This window comes from Pararhizobium sp. (assembly GCF_965279435.1).
Taxonomy (GTDB): Bacteria; Pseudomonadota; Alphaproteobacteria; order Rhizobiales; family Rhizobiaceae; genus Pararhizobium.
Map to the genome: position 1 here is coordinate 1,843,707 of NZ_CBDIHY010000003.1, position 14,923 is coordinate 1,858,629.

Consider the following 14,923-nt stretch of genomic DNA (forward strand, 5'->3'; position numbering starts at 1 on the left):
GGGCCTTGATACTCTATGGAACCGGGCATGACACAGGAAATCGCCGTTTTATCCGCAAAGCCTGAAATGGCTCTTGAAAGCCCGCCGGTCCGCAAGGTCTTTGTGAAGACCTACGGCTGTCAGATGAACGTCTACGATTCCGATCGGATGACGGATGCGCTGGCCAAGGACGGCTATGTCTCGACCGACGTCATGGAAGACGCCGACCTGGTGCTTCTGAACACCTGTCATATCCGCGAGAAAGCCGCCGAGAAGGTCTACTCGGCGCTCGGGCGGCTGCGTGACCTGAAAAAGAAAAAGGCCGCCGAAGGCCGCGAAATGATGATCGGCGTTGCCGGTTGCGTTGCGCAGGCCGAAGGCGACGAAATCCTGCGCCGGGCGCCCGCCGTCGATCTCGTCATCGGCCCGCAGACCTATCACCGGCTTCCCGAAGCCCTGAAGCGCGTTCAGCGCGGTGAGCGGGTGCTGGAAACCGACTATGCCATCGAGGACAAGTTCGAGCACCTGCCCGCACCGGACAAAGCCAAGACACGGGCGAGGGGTGTCACAGCCTTCCTGACCGTGCAGGAAGGCTGCGACAAGTTCTGCACCTTCTGTGTCGTGCCCTATACGCGCGGCTCCGAAGTCTCGCGGCCCGTCGCCCAGATCGTTGCCGAAGCCCAGAAGCTGGTGGACGCCGGCGTGCGCGAGATCACGCTTCTCGGCCAGAACGTCAATGCCTGGCACGGCCTTGGCGCAGACGGCGAAAAATGGGGGCTCGGCCAGCTACTGCATCGCCTGACGCAGATAGAAGGCCTTGCCCGTCTGCGCTATACGACCAGCCATCCGCGCGACATGGAAGACAGCCTGATCGAGGCCCATCGTGACCTTAAGCAGTTGATGCCTTATCTGCACCTGCCGATCCAGTCCGGCTCCAACCGCATCCTCAAGGCAATGAACCGGCGGCACACGACGGCCGAGTACATCGCGCTGATCGCCCGCATCAAGGCAGCCCGGCCCGATCTCGCGCTCTCCGGTGATTTCATCGTCGGGTTCCCCGGCGAGACCGACGAGGATTTCGAGGACACGCTGCGCCTGGTCGAGACCGTTGGTTATGCACAGGCATTTTCGTTCAAGTATTCGACCCGTCCGGGAACGCCCGGCGCCGACCTCGGCGATCAGGTGCCGGAAGACGTTAAAGCCAAGCGATTGGAAAGATTGCAGGCTTTGTTGCTAAAACAGCAAAACGGGTTTGCGCAACAGTGTATCGGCAAGACCATTGACCTGCTTCTGGAGAAGCCGGGCCGTATGCCGGGCCAGTTGATCGGCCGCTCGCCCTGGCTGCAGTCGGTGAATGTTGATGCAAACGCATCGCAAATCGGTGACATTGTTTCTGTACGAATCACTGGTGCGGGCCCTAACAGTCTGTTTGCCGAAGTGGTAAGCTGAGGGACCGCTAACTCAAGGAGCCTGACCGCTTGAACGGACACGAATTGGTTTCATCCTCGCCGCGCCAGTCGAAAACATCCGCGACAGACGTCAATCACTTCGTGCTCACATTTGAGAACAACCGGTTCGCCAGCGAGTTGTTTGGCCAGTTCGACCAGAATCTCAAATTGATCGAACAGCGCCTGCATATCGATGCAAGGCCGCGCGGTAATTCCGTTTCGATCTCGGGCGAAGTGGTCGCCACCAATCAGGCCCGCCGGGCGCTCGATTATCTCTACGGGCGCCTGCAGAACGGCAGCACCGTTGAATCCTCCGATGTCGAAGGCGCCATCCGTATGGCTGTCGCTGCCGACGACCAGCTACAGTTGCCGACCATGGAAAAGAAAGCCAAGCTGAACCTCGCGCAGATTTCGACGCGCAAGAAAACCGTTGCGGCCCGCACGCCGACGCAGGACGCCTACATGCGCGCGTTGGAGCGGTCCGAGCTGGTGTTCGGTGTCGGTCCGGCCGGTACCGGCAAGACCTATCTGGCCGTTGCCCATGCCGCTCAGCTTCTCGAGCGTGGCGCTGTCGATCGCATCGTGCTGTCGCGCCCGGCTGTCGAGGCAGGCGAACGCCTCGGCTTCCTGCCCGGCGACATGAAGGACAAGGTCGATCCGTATCTGCGTCCGCTTTATGACGCGCTCTACGACATGATGCCCGGCGACAAGGTCGAGCGGGCGATTACCGCCGGTGTGATCGAAATTGCGCCTCTCGCCTTCATGCGTGGACGCACGCTCGCCAACGCCGCCGTCATTCTCGATGAGGCGCAGAACACCACGGCGATGCAGATGAAAATGTTCCTGACGCGTCTCGGTGAAAACGGCCGGATGATCGTCACCGGTGACCCGAGCCAGGTCGACTTGCCGCGCGGCGTCAAGTCCGGGCTTGTCGAGGCTCTGCAGATCCTCAAAGGCGTTGAGGGTGTGTCGGTTGTCCGCTTCAAGGACGTCGACGTTGTCCGCCATCCGATGGTTGCCCGTATCGTTCGTGCCTATGAGGCAACGACCGCCGTGCATGACGAAAGCGAGCAGGGCGACCGCTAAGGCGGAAGCAAGCCAATCATGACGAGCCTTGATATCCAGATCAGCGTCGAGGAAGGCCCATGGCCTTCCGAGGCGGACCTTGCGTCTCTCAGCGAACGCGTCCTTGGCGCGAGCGCCGAATTCCTCAAGCGCGAAGAAAGGCAGCCGTTTCCGAAAATGCCGCCGGAAGTGTCGCTGGTCTTTACCGACGACGCCTCCATTCGCGAAATCAACGCGGAATGGCGCAGTCAGGACAAGCCGACCAATGTGCTGTCTTTCCCCGCCTTTCCGGTCACCCCGGGCAAGATGCCGGGGCCGATGCTCGGCGATATCATCCTTGCCCATGAGACGCTGGTGCGCGAGGCCGACGATCTCGGAAAGCCTTTCGACGAGCACCTGACCCATCTCCTGGTGCATGGATTCCTGCATCTTTTCGGCTATGATCACATCGATGAGAGTGATGCCGAAAGAATGGAGAGCCTGGAGACTCGCATTTTGGCCGGTCTTGGTTTATCTGATCCCTATGGGGACAGTGATCCCGTTTGATAGTTTGGAACAATGAGCGATTTTAGAGCGCAGCCGGCACCGGCTGCTAGAGACGAGGCGGAAGCCTCCAGTCAGGACGAAGCGGGCAGTAGTAGCACCGCCCCGAAACCTGAGAACGGCAAGTCAGGCTCCTCCTTCTGGAGCCGTGCAGCCCGGATCTGGCGTGCGGGCAATGCCTCCAGCCTTCGTGAAGATCTCACCGATGCATTGATGACGGGTGGCGCCGACGGCGATACGGCCTTTACGCCGGCCGAACGCGCCATGCTCAACAATATCCTGCGTTTTCGCGAGGTCCGCGTCGAGGATGTCATGGTCCCGCGCGCCGATATCGAGGCGGTGGATCTCAGCATCACCATCGGCGAACTGATGGTGATTTTCGAGGAATCCGGCCGCTCACGCATGCCGGTCTATAGCGAAAGCCTCGATGACCCGCGCGGCATGGTCCACATTCGCGACCTGCTGTCCTATGTCACCAAGCAGGCCCGCAACAAGCGCCGCAACGGCAGCCGCTCGACGGCAAGTGCAACCGCGGTTGTGGCTGAAAAGCCAGAAAAGCCGGTTCGTCAGCCCAAGCCAAGTTTCGACCTCGGCCGTATCGATCTGTCAAAGACGGTCGAAGAGGCCGGCATCATCCGCCAGGTCCTGTTCGTGCCCCCGTCCATGCACGCCTCCGACCTGATGCAGCGCATGCAGGCCGCCCGTATTCAGATGGCCCTGGTGATCGACGAGTATGGCGGCACCGATGGTCTCGCCTCGCTTGAGGATATCGTCGAGATGGTCGTCGGCGATATCGAGGACGAGCATGACGATGAAGAGGTCATGTTCGCAAAGACCTCTGACGACGTCTTCGTCGCTGATGCCCGCGTTGAGCTGGAAGAGATTGCCGCAGCGATCGGCCCGGATTTCGACGTGCGCGAGCAGCTGGAGGATGTCGATACGCTCGGTGGTCTGGTCTTTGCCGCGCTCGGCCGCATTCCGGCTCGGGGTGAGGTGGTTCAGGCCATCCCCGGCTTCGAATTCCAGGTTCTCGATGCGGATCCGCGCCGTGTGAAGCGTGTGCGGATCGTCCGCAAGCGCCCGCCGGCCCGCCGGCGTCCGACAAAGGGCGAAGAGGATGTGCCTTTCGAGGCAACTCCAACCGCCGCACCGGAGAAATCACTGCGCGAAACCGGCTAAGCCTCGTGCTCTGAGCGCCAAAACAGCGTTTCGAGGCACGACAAGCTGTCACTTTTTTGGAACACTGCCCCACGTTGATTCGGATTGACGGTCTGTGCGCGCTGTTTGCTGTGCATGTGGCCGGGTGGCGTTTTGCGCCGATTGGGGGAAGTGAATGGAGTGGCTTGCGGGCAGGATCATGCTGTTGTCGGGAGCCCGCCGGGCACTTGTCGCCTTCGTCGCCGGTTTGATTGCCGTTTTTGCCTTGCCGCCCTTCGGCATTTTCGCTGCACCCTTCCTGTCCTTCCCTATCCTGGTGTGGCTGATCGACGGCGCGTCGGGCAATCCTGATCGCGGTCTTATCAGGCGCAGTTTTCCGGCCTTCTGGATCGGCTGGTGTTTCGGCTTCGGCTATTTCCTCGGCGGCCTGTGGTGGCTGGGTAACGCGCTTCTCGTCGAAGCCGATGATTTTGCATGGGCGGTGCCGTTGGCGGTAATCGGTGTGCCGGCGTTCCTCGCCTTCTTCTATGCGTTCGCAACGGCCATTGCCCGCATCCTGTGGTCTGACGGCCTCGGCCGGATTGCAGCGCTTGCCTTTGCTTTTGGGCTTTTCGAGTGGTTGCGCAGCTTTGTCCTCACCGGCTTTCCCTGGAATGCAATCGGCTATGCGGCCATGCCCATTCCGCTGATGATGCAGTCCGCCGCCGTGATCGGCCTTGCCGGCGTCAATATGCTGGCTGTCTTCGTCTTCGCAGTGCCCGCGCTTATCGGCACGCGCAAGGGGCTGCGCATCGGCTTGGGCCTTGCTGTGCTATTGCTGGGCGCGCATTTCGGTTACGGCTATTACCGGCTGGAGCAGCCGTTGCCGCCGCCTGCTGATCCTGCTTTGACGGTCCGGCTTGTCCAGCCGTTGATCGATCAATCGAAGAAGATCGATGACGCCGAACGGATGAACATCTTCGAAGAGCATCTGGCACTGACGCAGGCGCCGGCCGCCGATGGCGGCAAGCGGCCTGATATCGTCGTCTGGCCGGAAACAGCAGTGCCGTTCATCCTGACCGAAAATCCCGATGCGCTGTTGCGAATCTCCGATGTGTTGCAGGACGGCCAGCTTCTCATTGCCGGCGCCGTGCGGGCTGAAGCCAGTGGCGCCGGTCAGCCACCGCGTTACTACAATTCAATTTATGTGATTGACGATCGAGGCCAGATCGTCGGCGCGTCCGACAAGGTTCACCTTGTTCCCTTTGGAGAGTACCTGCCGCTGGAAAGCCTCTTTTCGGCAGCGGGTGTGGATACAGTCGCCATGCCCGGCGGCTTTACGGCAGCGGCAACACGCTCACTGCTGACGCTTCCGGGCGGCAAGACGTTCTACCCGCTGATCTGCTATGAGGCTATTTTCCCAGGCGAAATCGGCGGGGATGCACGCCAGGCCGATGCGCTGCTCAATCTCACCAACGATGCCTGGTTCGGCAACACGCCCGGACCTTATCAGCACTTCCAGCAGGCCCGGATACGCTCGGTGGAGACGGGTTTGCCGCTCATTCGCGATGCCAATACCGGTATTTCCGCTGTGATCAACGGCCGGGGAGAGATTGTCACCGGATTTCCGCTCGGATCGCGAGGCTTCGTGGACACACTTTTGCCGGGAAAGTATGCATTGCTAATGAGCCATGAGGAGCAGGAACGAAACGCAATCCTGATTGGGTGCCTTCTCCTCGGTTTAGCGGTTATTTCCCGCGCAAGTTTTATTCTACGAGAGAATTGACCAAAAACCCCTAAAATTGCATAGTGGCATTCACCATCGATCTTCACCTATGTTCGGGGGGTTTCCGCCCCGACTGCACAACGTGACGTGTAGTCTGCTCTCGGCAAGTGTCCAGGTTATGGAGCAACTGAAACTTCTCTTATTAGGAAACCGTTATGATAGAGAACAAGAAGAAGCCGAACCCTATCGACATTCATGTCGGTAGCCGGATTCGTCTTCGCCGTACCATGCTGGGCATGAGCCAGGAGAAACTCGGAGAGGCTCTCGGGATCACCTTCCAGCAGATTCAGAAATATGAAAAAGGCACGAACCGGGTCGGCGCCAGCCGTCTTCAGAACATCTCAAGCATCTTGAATGTCCCGGTATCCTTCTTTTTCGAAGATGCTCCGGGCGATCCATCCACCGGCGCGTCTGGCATGGCGGAAGCCTCGAGCTCGAACTATGTGGTTGATTTCCTCTCCTCCTCCGAAGGCCTTCAGCTGAACCGCGCATTCGTCAAGATTGGCGATCCCAAGGTGCGCCGCAAGCTCGTGGACCTCGTCAAGGCTTTGGCCGCAGAAGCGGAAGCCGAATAAGGCTGACGAAGGCATAGTATGAAAGAAAGCGGCCGGACAGTGCCGCTTTTTTTGTGCCCTGATGCAAGGTCTGGCCGCCGTGACGGGAAGGTCGGCTCACTCAAATACGGCTTTAGAGCATTAAAAACCCGGAAAATCGTTCCTGTTTCGCTCATATAAAGATATATTTATGTCCTTGTGTGCTTGTCATTTTGTGGCAAGATCACTAACACGTTTGAAGCAGTTTTTTCTTTGAGGGGACTTCCCGCATGCGCGCTAACTACCTGTTTACGAGTGAATCCGTGGCAGAAGGTCATCCGGATAAGGTCTGTGACCGGATCTCGGACGAAATTGTCGATCTTGTGTATCGTGAAGCCGCCAAAACCGGCGTTGACCCCTGGGGGGTTCGCATCGCCTGCGAAACGCTGGCGACCACCAACCGCGTGATCATCGCCGGCGAAGTCCGGGTTCCGGACACCCTTCTGAAGAAGGACAAGGACGGCAACGTTCTGAAGGACGCAGCCGGTCACCCGGTTATCAATCCTGCAAAATTCAAGTCCGCCGCCCGCAAGGCAATCCGGGAAATCGGTTACGAGCAGGCGGGCTTTCACTGGAAGACCGCCAAGATCGACGTGCTCTTGCATCCGCAGTCGGCCGATATCGCCCAGGGTGTCGATAGTGCCGCTGACAAGCAGGGCGACGAAGGGGCGGGCGACCAAGGCATCATGTTCGGTTACGCCTGCAAGGAGACGGCAGAATTGATGCCGGCGCCGATCTATTATTCCCACCGTATCCTCGATCTCCTGGCGACGGCCCGCAAGAAGGGCGTTGGCGAAGCCGGCCGCCTTGGTCCTGATGCCAAGAGCCAGGTTACCGTCCGCTACATCGACGGCAAGCCATCGGAAGTGACCTCGATCGTTCTGTCCACCCAGCATCTCGACGAAAGCTGGGATTCGGCCAAGGTGCGCTCTGTTGTCGAACCCTATATCCGCGAAGCGCTGCACGACATCGACATTGCCGATGACTGCAACTGGTACATCAACCCGACCGGGAAGTTCGTCATCGGTGGACCGGACGGTGATGCGGGCCTGACCGGCCGCAAGATCATCGTCGATACGTATGGTGGAGCAGCTCCGCATGGCGGCGGCGCGTTCTCAGGCAAGGACACGACCAAGGTCGATCGTTCGGCTGCCTACGCTGCACGCTATCTCGCCAAGAATGTCGTGGCCGCTGGGCTGGCGGACCGTTGCACGATCCAGATCGCCTATGCGATCGGTGTCGCTCAGCCGCTGTCGATCTATGTCGATCTGCATGGCACCGGCAAGGTCACCGAAGACCAGGTCGAAGGCGCAATCCGCAAGACGATGGACCTGTCTCCGTCGGGCATTCGCCGCCATCTGGACCTCAACAAGCCGATCTATGCCAAGACGTCGGCCTACGGTCATTTCGGCCGCAAGGCTGGCCGCGACGGCTCGTTCTCCTGGGAAAAGCTTGATCTCGTCAAGCCGCTCAAGGATGCTTTGAAGGAAGACGCGCTGAAAGCTGCCTGATCCGGCTCTTTACGGACCTGCCGATAAAACTGTAAAGCGGATGTTTCCTGACGGAGACGTCCGCTTTTATCGTGAAAGACCATTGCCATGACTGACCAGCATCGTAGCCGCTCGACCGAAGCTTTCTTCGGCCGCCGCAAGGGGAAACCTTTGCGCGCGCTGCAGGCGACGCATCTTGATACGGTCCTGCCCTTGCTTCGGCTGGATTTGGCCTCGCCCGCACCTGCGGATGTGAAGACGCTGTTCAGGCATCCTGTCGGACGCGTCCGGCTGGAGATCGGCTTTGGCGGCGGCGAGCATTTGATCCACCGCGCCGTCGAAGATCCGGCGACGGGCTTTATCGGCGTCGAACCGTTCGTCAATTCGATGGCAAAACTGGTCGGTTATATCGAGGAGCGTGGTGCCGAAAACATCCGTCTGCACGATGATGACGCGACGCAGGTCCTGGATTGGCTGCCGGAAAATTCGATCGATCAAATCGACCTTCTCTATCCGGATCCGTGGCCGAAGCGGAAACACTGGAAGCGCCGCTTCGTGTCTCCGGTCAATCTCGACCGGTTCGCACGCGGGCTGAAGCCGGGCGGCATCTTCTGCTTCGCCTCGGATATCGATACCTATGTCAATTGGACGCTGTCGCACTGCCACGATCACGCGGCGTTCGAATGGACGGCGGAAAACGCCTCAGACTGGCTGACGCCGTATGCTGGCTGGCCGAGCACGCGCTACGAGGCCAAGGCGCGCCGGGAAGGCCGCAAGTCCGCCTATCTGACATTCCGGCGCGTCTAGGCCGGAATGTCACAACAGCCTGCCTTAATGCAGGCTGACAGTGCGCAGATCGTCTTCTGCGGCCTTGAAGAAGGTGCTGGAGCGGTTGTCGGTCAAAAGGATCGGTGTGCCGTCAGCGCCGAACAGGGCCCACAGGTCGAGATCAGGGTCCATATTGGGGGCTTCCGGGAAGACACGCGACACTTCGTCCGAGCGCATCTTGCGGATATAGCCAACCTCACCGGCGCCGAGATGCGCCAGGTCGTTTTTCGACAGATGTGAGCTGACGTGTTTCAATCCCATGAGTCGTACTCCGTGGCTTTGCTGATTTCATCGCCCGGGAGGCGAGGGAAATCCGCAACACATTGATTTTTCTGTACGAAGTACGAGGCCATTGGGAGCGGCCGGGTCCTTGGTGCAGCCGGCATAAGCTGCCGGTTATCCTACTCTGGGACCAAAATATTAATTTTCTTTACCATGCGGACAGGTTCTGGACGAATGAGGTCGACCGACAGCAAGCCGTTCTTCAGTTCGGCCTTGGAAACCTGCATTCCCTCGGCCAGCACGAACATCCGCTGGAACTGGCGCGCGGCGATGCCACGGTGCAGATAGTCGCGATCGCTGGTTTCAGTCTGGCGTCCGCGGATGATCAGCTGATTCTCCTCTGTCGTGACGTCGAGATCGTCTTCCGAAAAACCGGCAACGGCCAGGGTGATTCGCAGGCTGTCCGGCTCGACGGATGAATCGTCGTGGCGAACGCGTTCGATATTGTAGGGAGGGTAGCCGTCATTGCCCTTGGCGATGCGCTCAAGGGTCTTTTCCATCGCATCGAAACCGAGCAGGAGCGGGCTCGTAAAGGGCGTGATCCGGGTCATATCTAGTCCTTGCAGCTCAAGCGACTGTTTTGACGGACCTGCGAGGCAGCATCCGCGAGGCTTCAATATGGTAGCTGTGCGTAGCGAGTGCAAGGCGCTTGCACTGGGCCAAGAGGCAAATCATAGTCCCGCTCGCCGATTTGGAGGAGACCCGCATGGCCGTGCCGAGAAAGATTATCATCGATACCGATCCGGGGCAGGACGATGCCGCCGCGATCATGCTGGCGCTCGGCAGCCCTGGCGAACTCGATGTGCTGGGTATCACAGCTGTCGCTGGCAATGTGCCGGTCGCGCTGACCTCCCGCAACATTCGGGTGATCTGCGAGCTGTGCAATCGCCGCGACGTCAAGGTTTACGCTGGAGCCGACAGGCCGCTGGTTCGCCAGTTGGTAACGGCGGAACATGTGCACGGCAAGACCGGCCTCGACGGCCCGGTGGTCGAAGAGCCGACAATGCCGATGCAGACCCAGCATGCGGTCGATTTCATCATCGAGACCCTGCTTACTGAAGAGCCGGGCACCGTCACTCTCTGCACGCTGGGCGCACTTACCAATATTGCGCTGGCGCTGAACAAGGCGCCGCATATCGCCCCGCGTGTGCGTGAAATCGTCATGATGGGCGGCGGGTTCTTCGAGGGCGGCAACATCACCCCGGCGGCGGAATTCAATATCTATGTCGATCCCGATGCTGCCGATATCGTCTTCAAGTCCGGCATTCCGATCGTCATGATGCCGCTCGATGTCACCCACCGGGTGCTGACCTACAAGAGCCGGGTCGAAAAGATCAAGGCGATCGGCTCGCCGGCAGCCGTCGCCATGGCTGAAATGCTGGAATTCTTCGAGCGTTTTGATATCGAGAAATACGGTTCCGACGGCGGCCCGCTGCACGATCCGACCGTGATCGCCTATCTGCTGCGTCCAGAGCTGTTCAAGGGCCGCGATTGCAATGTCGAGATCGAGACCAAATCGGAATTGACCGTCGGCATGACGGTGGTCGACTGGTGGCAGGTCACCGGCCGCAAGCAAAATGCCAAGGTCATGCGCGAGGTCGATGATCAGGGCTTCTTCGATCTCTTGACGGAGCGGTTGGCGCGTCTTTAAGCGTAGGCATAACGGCAAACGAACAACGGCGACGCAAAGGCGCCGTTGCTTCAGCTTCAGAGGCGTTGCGCCCAATCAGACTTCACATCTACGGCGTGGTCGGCGTGGTTGTGGTCGGTGTGGTCGTCGTCGTGGGTGTGGTCGCCGTGCCGGTTGCAGGCGAACCCGTTGCCGGGGTGTCTGTTGCAGGCTTGTCCGTCGATGGGGTTTCCACTGCCGGCACGTTGACGTTCACGTTGGTGCCGCCACCGCCGTTGATGTTGATAACGCCGGTATACATCAGTATGCCGCCGATGACGACAAGCGCCAGTATGACAGCAACAATCCAACTCGTGTTGCTGCGGCCTGTATTGATAACTGTGGGCCCACGATCAGTCATCTCGAATTCCTCCGCGTTGACAATCAACCTTAACGCTGAGGATCAAAGGAAGTTCCATCAGAGGTGGGCAGGCGATTGTTGGGACCGAAGGACATCTGGTAAAATCAAACGGCGCCACATGGGCGCCGTTTTCATTCGTCTCGAAAGTTCAAATGCCTGTGGCTCAGAACTCTTCCCAGTTGTCCTGGGCGAGAGCCGTGTTGCCGGAAACCTGCGGCACTGCCCTTGGCGACGGAGCGCTGTAGCGGGCTGGCGCCGACTTGGCAGGTGCGCTGTAGCTCGGCGTCGATGCCCTGGCTGGCGCCCGCATCTTGTCAGCGGTATTACGCAGCATCTCGGTCGAAGACTGGCCCTGGCGTGCGACATGGAACCGGGAAACGAGCGTGTTCAGCGCACGGGCTTCTTCGTTCAGCGCCATGCTGGCGGCGGTTGTTTCTTCCACCATCGCCGCGTTCTGCTGGGTCACCTGGTCCATCTGGTTGACCGCCGTGTTGATCTCCTTCAGGCCGACGGCCTGCTCGGAGGCCGAGCCGGAAATCTGGCGGATCAGGCCATTGATTTGGACCACCTGGTCGGCGATCTTCTGCAGCGCTCCACCGGCACGTCCGACGAGATCGACACCGTCGCGAACCTGACCGGCCGAGGTGTTGATCAACTGCTTGATCTCCTTGGCGGCATTGGCCGAGCGCTGGGCGAGTTCGCGGACTTCCTGGGCAACGACGGCAAACCCCTTGCCGGCATCGCCGGCGCGGGCGGCTTCGACACCGGCATTGAGTGCCAGCAGGTTGGTCTGGAAGGCGATTTCGTCGATGACACCGATGATGCGGCTGACTTCGCCTGACGACTGCTCGATGCCTTTCATCGCGGCAATCGCCTTCTGCACCACTTCACCGGACTGTTCGGCGTCGCTGCTGGCCGTCTCGACGGATTTGGCCGCAACCTTGGCATTGTCGGCGCTGGCATTGACCTGCGAGGTCAATTGATCGAGCGCTGCTGCCGTTTCCTCCAGGCTTGCGGCTTGCTGTTCGGTGCGGTGTGACAGGTCGTTGGCGGCGTTGCTGATTTCGCTGGTGCCGGTGCTGATGTTGACGACCGAATTGTTGACCGTCTGGATCGTCTCTTCGAGGCTTTCCATGGCTGAGTTGAAGTCGGTCTTCAGCTGGGCATATTCGCCGGGGAAATCGTCGGTGATGCGATAGGCGAGATCGCCGGAGGAGAGCTGCGACAGGCCCTTGGCAAGCTTGGCAACAATCTCGCGCTGGGTGGCGTTCGACTGGGCACGTTCGGCTTCGGACTGGCTGCGCTGCTGTTCGGAAGACTGGCGCTCCTGCTGTGCTTCGGCTTCCAGACGCTTGGTGTCGGCGAGCCGGTGACGGAAGCCTTCCAGCGCCTTGGCGACAGAGCCGGTTTCGTCGGTGCGATCCTGACCGGAGACGGCGTTGGCGTAGACACCCTTGCTGAGGTTCTCGACATCGCTGACCAGCCCTGCAAGCGGCTTCTGAACGAAGCTGCGAACGGAGAGGTAGAGGCCGAGAAGCACGGCGCCAAGCACGATCAGGCCACCGATGATCATCATGTAGGTCTGATCGACGACGGGCGCATTGATCGCAGACTGCGGGACGTCGACGAGCACGACCCAGGTGGTGTTCACGTCGGGCAGGGAGAAGGGATAGACCACCCGCTCGAAGGTCTCGTTGCCGTCATAGGTCAGGTCGTGGATCATGCCTGGCTTTGCGGTGGACAGCGCGTTCTTGACAACATCCGCGCCGATGCCGTCATATTCCTTCATCAGCAGATCGGGAAGCGGGGCGACCAGCCATTTGCCGGTCTGCGATAGCAATGTGACGCGGCCGGTGCCGAAGGGGCGGATATCCTTCACCTTGTTGGCAAGCGAGGACAGCGAGACATCGACGCCGCTGGCGCCGATCAGCTTGCCGTTGGCGATGACCGGATAGGCGATCGAGGACATCGAGTTGCTGTCGCCCGTCGTGCTTTCGGTATAGGGCGGTGACATTGCGCCCTTGAGGCTTTTGGCCGCCAGCGCATACCAATCGGCCGCGTAATCGGAATCAAAGGTCGAGAAGGCGATGCCGGTCTTGCTCTTCGTCCAGTAGGGGTTCAGCGTTCCGTCCTTGCTGGCGCCGAAATCCTTCTGGCCCGCATAGTCCTTGGATTTTCCGTCGAAGGCATTCGGTTCCTCGGCAAACCAGCTGCCAAACGCGAATGTATTCTTTTCGACATTGGCCTTCAGCAAATCGACGACGGCCTTGCGGTCGAGATAGCCGCCTTCCTGGCCGCGTCCGATGATCCCGGCAGTCGAGCGGGCAGCACCCGCCAGTTCGGCGATGTTGCTGGCAATGTCGGATGCAATGGATTTTGCCTCGGTGCGTGCCTGGTCAAGCACCAGGGTTTCGACCCGGTCCTGCGTCTGGGAGATCAGCACGTAGTTGGAGGCGAGCAGCACGAGCGCAATGGTGCCGCCCGTGACCGCGATTAGTTTTGTCGCCAGCGATTTGGCCTGGAACTTGAACATGAATATCCCCGCATGGTGAGAGGTCCGCGGGTTTCAAGCCGCGGAATGGCGCGATCTTTGGGTGGGAGATGCCCCCTCATGGAGCGCCAGATACCGACCGGCATCGTGAGGCTGCCTTTGATCCTTGGAAAGGCAGCCTTTGCAGGTGCTTGATAGCGTGGGATTTATTAAAATTAGAACAACGTTAGAGACCGAAATCCCGTAGTTTTGACGGGATTTCGGTCGGAGTGCAGCATAGGCGACTTTGGCTGTCCTGATTGCGCACTGGCCCGTTTGGCAGTGCCGCCGGTCAGATCCTGGCGTCGACCTCGGCAGCCTGCGGGATGGCCGGCTGGGCGCCCGGGTTGAGACAGGCAAGCGAACCGGCAACGGCGGCACGGCGCAGCGCCGCATCGAAATCGAGCCCGGCATCGAGGCTGGCGGCGAGATAACCGCAGAAGGTGTCGCCGGCGCCAACAGTATCGACCGGCTCGATCTTCAAACCCTTGGCGCGGTGGATATTGCCGCTGCGCACGGCAACGACGCCTTCGGCGCCGAGCGTGACGATGACGGTCTGGCCTGTTTCCCGCGACAGAGCCTGCATGGCATTTTCACGCTCAGCCGCCGAAAGCCCTTCGCGTCCGGCAAGCAGCTCGAATTCCGTCTCATTGGCTACGACAATATCGGCCATCCGGCCGAGCCGTGCGGCATCCGCCGTCAAAGGCGCGATGTTGATGATCGATGTGAGCCCCTTGCTCTTGGCAGCAATGAGCGCCGTCTCCACCGACGCGGGAGGGATTTCTAGCTGCAGCATCAAAGTATCACCGGGACTCATCGTTTCGACGGCAGATTGCGCATCGTCAACACTGACCGTGCCATTGGCGCTCGCCACCACGACGATGACGTTCTCGCCGTCGCCACCGACCAGAATATGCGCGGTACCAGTCGGTTCGCTGACGGTCTTCGTCAACGACAGATCGGTGCCGGCCTGTTTCAGGAGAGCCAGCGCGCCATCGGCAAAACTGTCGGATCCGACAGCGCCTGCCATGCGAACGCTGGCTCCGGCCCGCCGCGCTGCCAAGGCCTGATTGGCACCCTTGCCACCGGCGGCGGTCGAAAAGCCCGTGCCGGTTACGGTCTCGCCGGGCTTTGGCAGGCGTGCGGTGGTGGCGATCAGGTCCATGTTGATGGAGCCGAAAACTGTAATCATCTGAAGTCTCTCCCGGGGCA

General features: G+C 60.0%; 14 protein-coding genes. 9 read left to right on the forward strand and 5 right to left on the reverse strand.

The genetic code is table 11. The annotated features are described in order from the left end of the window. The first annotated feature begins 27 nt into the window (after positions 1–27). From miaB to trmB, 8 genes are all read left to right on the forward strand, one after another. Positions 28–1,428 carry a tRNA (N6-isopentenyl adenosine(37)-C2)-methylthiotransferase MiaB gene (gene miaB, locus ACQY8Q_RS14425; protein WP_428427201.1) on the forward strand — a complete coding sequence of 467 codons (1,401 nt, stop codon included), beginning with the start codon at positions 28–30 and terminating at the stop codon, positions 1,426–1,428. Between the two features lie 29 nt (positions 1,429–1,457). Beyond that, entirely contained in the window at positions 1,458–2,513 is a 1,056-nt protein-coding gene (locus tag ACQY8Q_RS14430; RefSeq protein WP_426231154.1) for a PhoH family protein, read from the forward strand. 18 nt (positions 2,514–2,531) lie between these two features. After that, positions 2,532–3,038: an rRNA maturation RNase YbeY gene (gene ybeY, locus ACQY8Q_RS14435; protein WP_428427202.1), complete on the forward strand. Its 507-nt coding sequence runs from the start codon at positions 2,532–2,534 to the stop codon at positions 3,036–3,038. 12 nt (positions 3,039–3,050) lie between these two features. Next, positions 3,051–4,214: a hemolysin family protein gene (locus tag ACQY8Q_RS14440; protein ID WP_428427203.1), complete on the forward strand. Its 1,164-nt coding sequence runs from the start codon at positions 3,051–3,053 to the stop codon at positions 4,212–4,214. A 154-nt stretch (positions 4,215–4,368) separates the two neighbouring features. Beyond that, the gene (gene lnt / locus ACQY8Q_RS14445; protein ID WP_428427204.1) at positions 4,369–5,958 is read left to right on the forward strand and encodes an apolipoprotein N-acyltransferase; all 1,590 of its coding nucleotides are present in this window, start codon (positions 4,369–4,371) and stop codon (positions 5,956–5,958) included. Between the two features lie 155 nt (positions 5,959–6,113). After that, a complete protein-coding gene (locus tag ACQY8Q_RS14450; RefSeq protein WP_428427205.1) occupies positions 6,114–6,533 on the forward strand; it encodes a helix-turn-helix domain-containing protein in 420 nt (139 codons plus the stop codon). Positions 6,534–6,781: 248 nt separating this feature from the next. Further along, positions 6,782–8,062: a methionine adenosyltransferase gene (metK, locus tag ACQY8Q_RS14455; protein WP_113246675.1), complete on the forward strand. Its 1,281-nt coding sequence runs from the start codon at positions 6,782–6,784 to the stop codon at positions 8,060–8,062. Positions 8,063–8,149: 87 nt separating this feature from the next. Then, positions 8,150–8,848: a tRNA (guanine(46)-N(7))-methyltransferase TrmB gene (trmB, locus tag ACQY8Q_RS14460; RefSeq protein ID WP_428427206.1), complete on the forward strand. Its 699-nt coding sequence runs from the start codon at positions 8,150–8,152 to the stop codon at positions 8,846–8,848. Between the two features lie 24 nt (positions 8,849–8,872). Here the strand turns inward: trmB and ACQY8Q_RS14465 are convergent, their stop codons facing one another. Together ACQY8Q_RS14465 and ACQY8Q_RS14470 are read right to left on the reverse strand one after the other, a co-directional pair. Continuing rightward, a complete protein-coding gene (locus ACQY8Q_RS14465; protein WP_037104558.1) occupies positions 8,873–9,130 on the reverse strand; it encodes a DUF1150 family protein in 258 nt (85 codons plus the stop codon). A 140-nt stretch (positions 9,131–9,270) separates the two neighbouring features. Continuing rightward, complete coding sequence (locus tag ACQY8Q_RS14470) at positions 9,271–9,702, reverse strand: Hsp20 family protein (RefSeq protein ID WP_428427207.1); 432 nt, start codon at positions 9,700–9,702, stop codon at positions 9,271–9,273. Positions 9,703–9,857: 155 nt separating this feature from the next. Between ACQY8Q_RS14470 and ACQY8Q_RS14475 the strand changes: the two genes are divergently transcribed. Then, on the forward strand, positions 9,858–10,802 hold the full coding sequence (locus ACQY8Q_RS14475; RefSeq protein ID WP_428427208.1) for a nucleoside hydrolase: 945 nt from the start codon (positions 9,858–9,860) through the stop codon (positions 10,800–10,802). Positions 10,803–10,890: 88 nt separating this feature from the next. Here the strand turns inward: ACQY8Q_RS14475 and ACQY8Q_RS14480 are convergent, their stop codons facing one another. The 3 genes from ACQY8Q_RS14480 to ACQY8Q_RS14490 form a co-directional block, all read right to left on the reverse strand. Further along, positions 10,891–11,181, reverse strand: a complete 291-nt coding sequence (locus tag ACQY8Q_RS14480; RefSeq protein WP_428427209.1) for a hypothetical protein — start codon at positions 11,179–11,181, stop codon at positions 10,891–10,893. 163 nt (positions 11,182–11,344) lie between these two features. Continuing rightward, positions 11,345–13,714: a methyl-accepting chemotaxis protein gene (locus ACQY8Q_RS14485; RefSeq protein ID WP_428427210.1), complete on the reverse strand. Its 2,370-nt coding sequence runs from the start codon at positions 13,712–13,714 to the stop codon at positions 11,345–11,347. A gap of 289 nt (positions 13,715–14,003) precedes the next feature. After that, complete coding sequence (locus tag ACQY8Q_RS14490; protein ID WP_428427211.1) at positions 14,004–14,903, reverse strand: ribokinase; 900 nt, start codon at positions 14,901–14,903, stop codon at positions 14,004–14,006. Positions 14,904–14,923: the final 20 nt, after the last annotated feature.

What these genes read in the sequence shown, in the direction of transcription:
- ACQY8Q_RS14450 (WP_428427205.1), top strand. Translation starts at nt 6,114, where the DNA reads ATGATAGAGAACAAGAAGAAGCCGAACCCTATCGACATTCATGTCGGT.
- trmB (WP_428427206.1), top strand. Translation starts at nt 8,150, where the DNA reads ATGACTGACCAGCATCGTAGCCGCTCGACCGAAGCTTTCTTCGGCCGC.
- ACQY8Q_RS14480 (WP_428427209.1), bottom strand. Translation starts at nt 11,181, where the DNA reads ATGACTGATCGTGGGCCCACAGTTATCAATACAGGCCGCAGCAACACG.
- miaB (WP_428427201.1), top strand. Translation starts at nt 28, where the DNA reads ATGACACAGGAAATCGCCGTTTTATCCGCAAAGCCTGAAATGGCTCTT.
- metK (WP_113246675.1), top strand. Translation starts at nt 6,782, where the DNA reads ATGCGCGCTAACTACCTGTTTACGAGTGAATCCGTGGCAGAAGGTCAT.
- lnt (WP_428427204.1), top strand. Translation starts at nt 4,369, where the DNA reads ATGGAGTGGCTTGCGGGCAGGATCATGCTGTTGTCGGGAGCCCGCCGG.
- ACQY8Q_RS14470 (WP_428427207.1), bottom strand. Translation starts at nt 9,702, where the DNA reads ATGACCCGGATCACGCCCTTTACGAGCCCGCTCCTGCTCGGTTTCGAT.
- ACQY8Q_RS14485 (WP_428427210.1), bottom strand. Translation starts at nt 13,714, where the DNA reads ATGTTCAAGTTCCAGGCCAAATCGCTGGCGACAAAACTAATCGCGGTC.
- ACQY8Q_RS14490 (WP_428427211.1), bottom strand. Translation starts at nt 14,903, where the DNA reads ATGATTACAGTTTTCGGCTCCATCAACATGGACCTGATCGCCACCACC.
- ACQY8Q_RS14465 (WP_037104558.1), bottom strand. Translation starts at nt 9,130, where the DNA reads ATGGGATTGAAACACGTCAGCTCACATCTGTCGAAAAACGACCTGGCG.
- ACQY8Q_RS14440 (WP_428427203.1), top strand. Translation starts at nt 3,051, where the DNA reads ATGAGCGATTTTAGAGCGCAGCCGGCACCGGCTGCTAGAGACGAGGCG.
- ybeY (WP_428427202.1), top strand. Translation starts at nt 2,532, where the DNA reads ATGACGAGCCTTGATATCCAGATCAGCGTCGAGGAAGGCCCATGGCCT.
- ACQY8Q_RS14475 (WP_428427208.1), top strand. Translation starts at nt 9,858, where the DNA reads ATGGCCGTGCCGAGAAAGATTATCATCGATACCGATCCGGGGCAGGAC.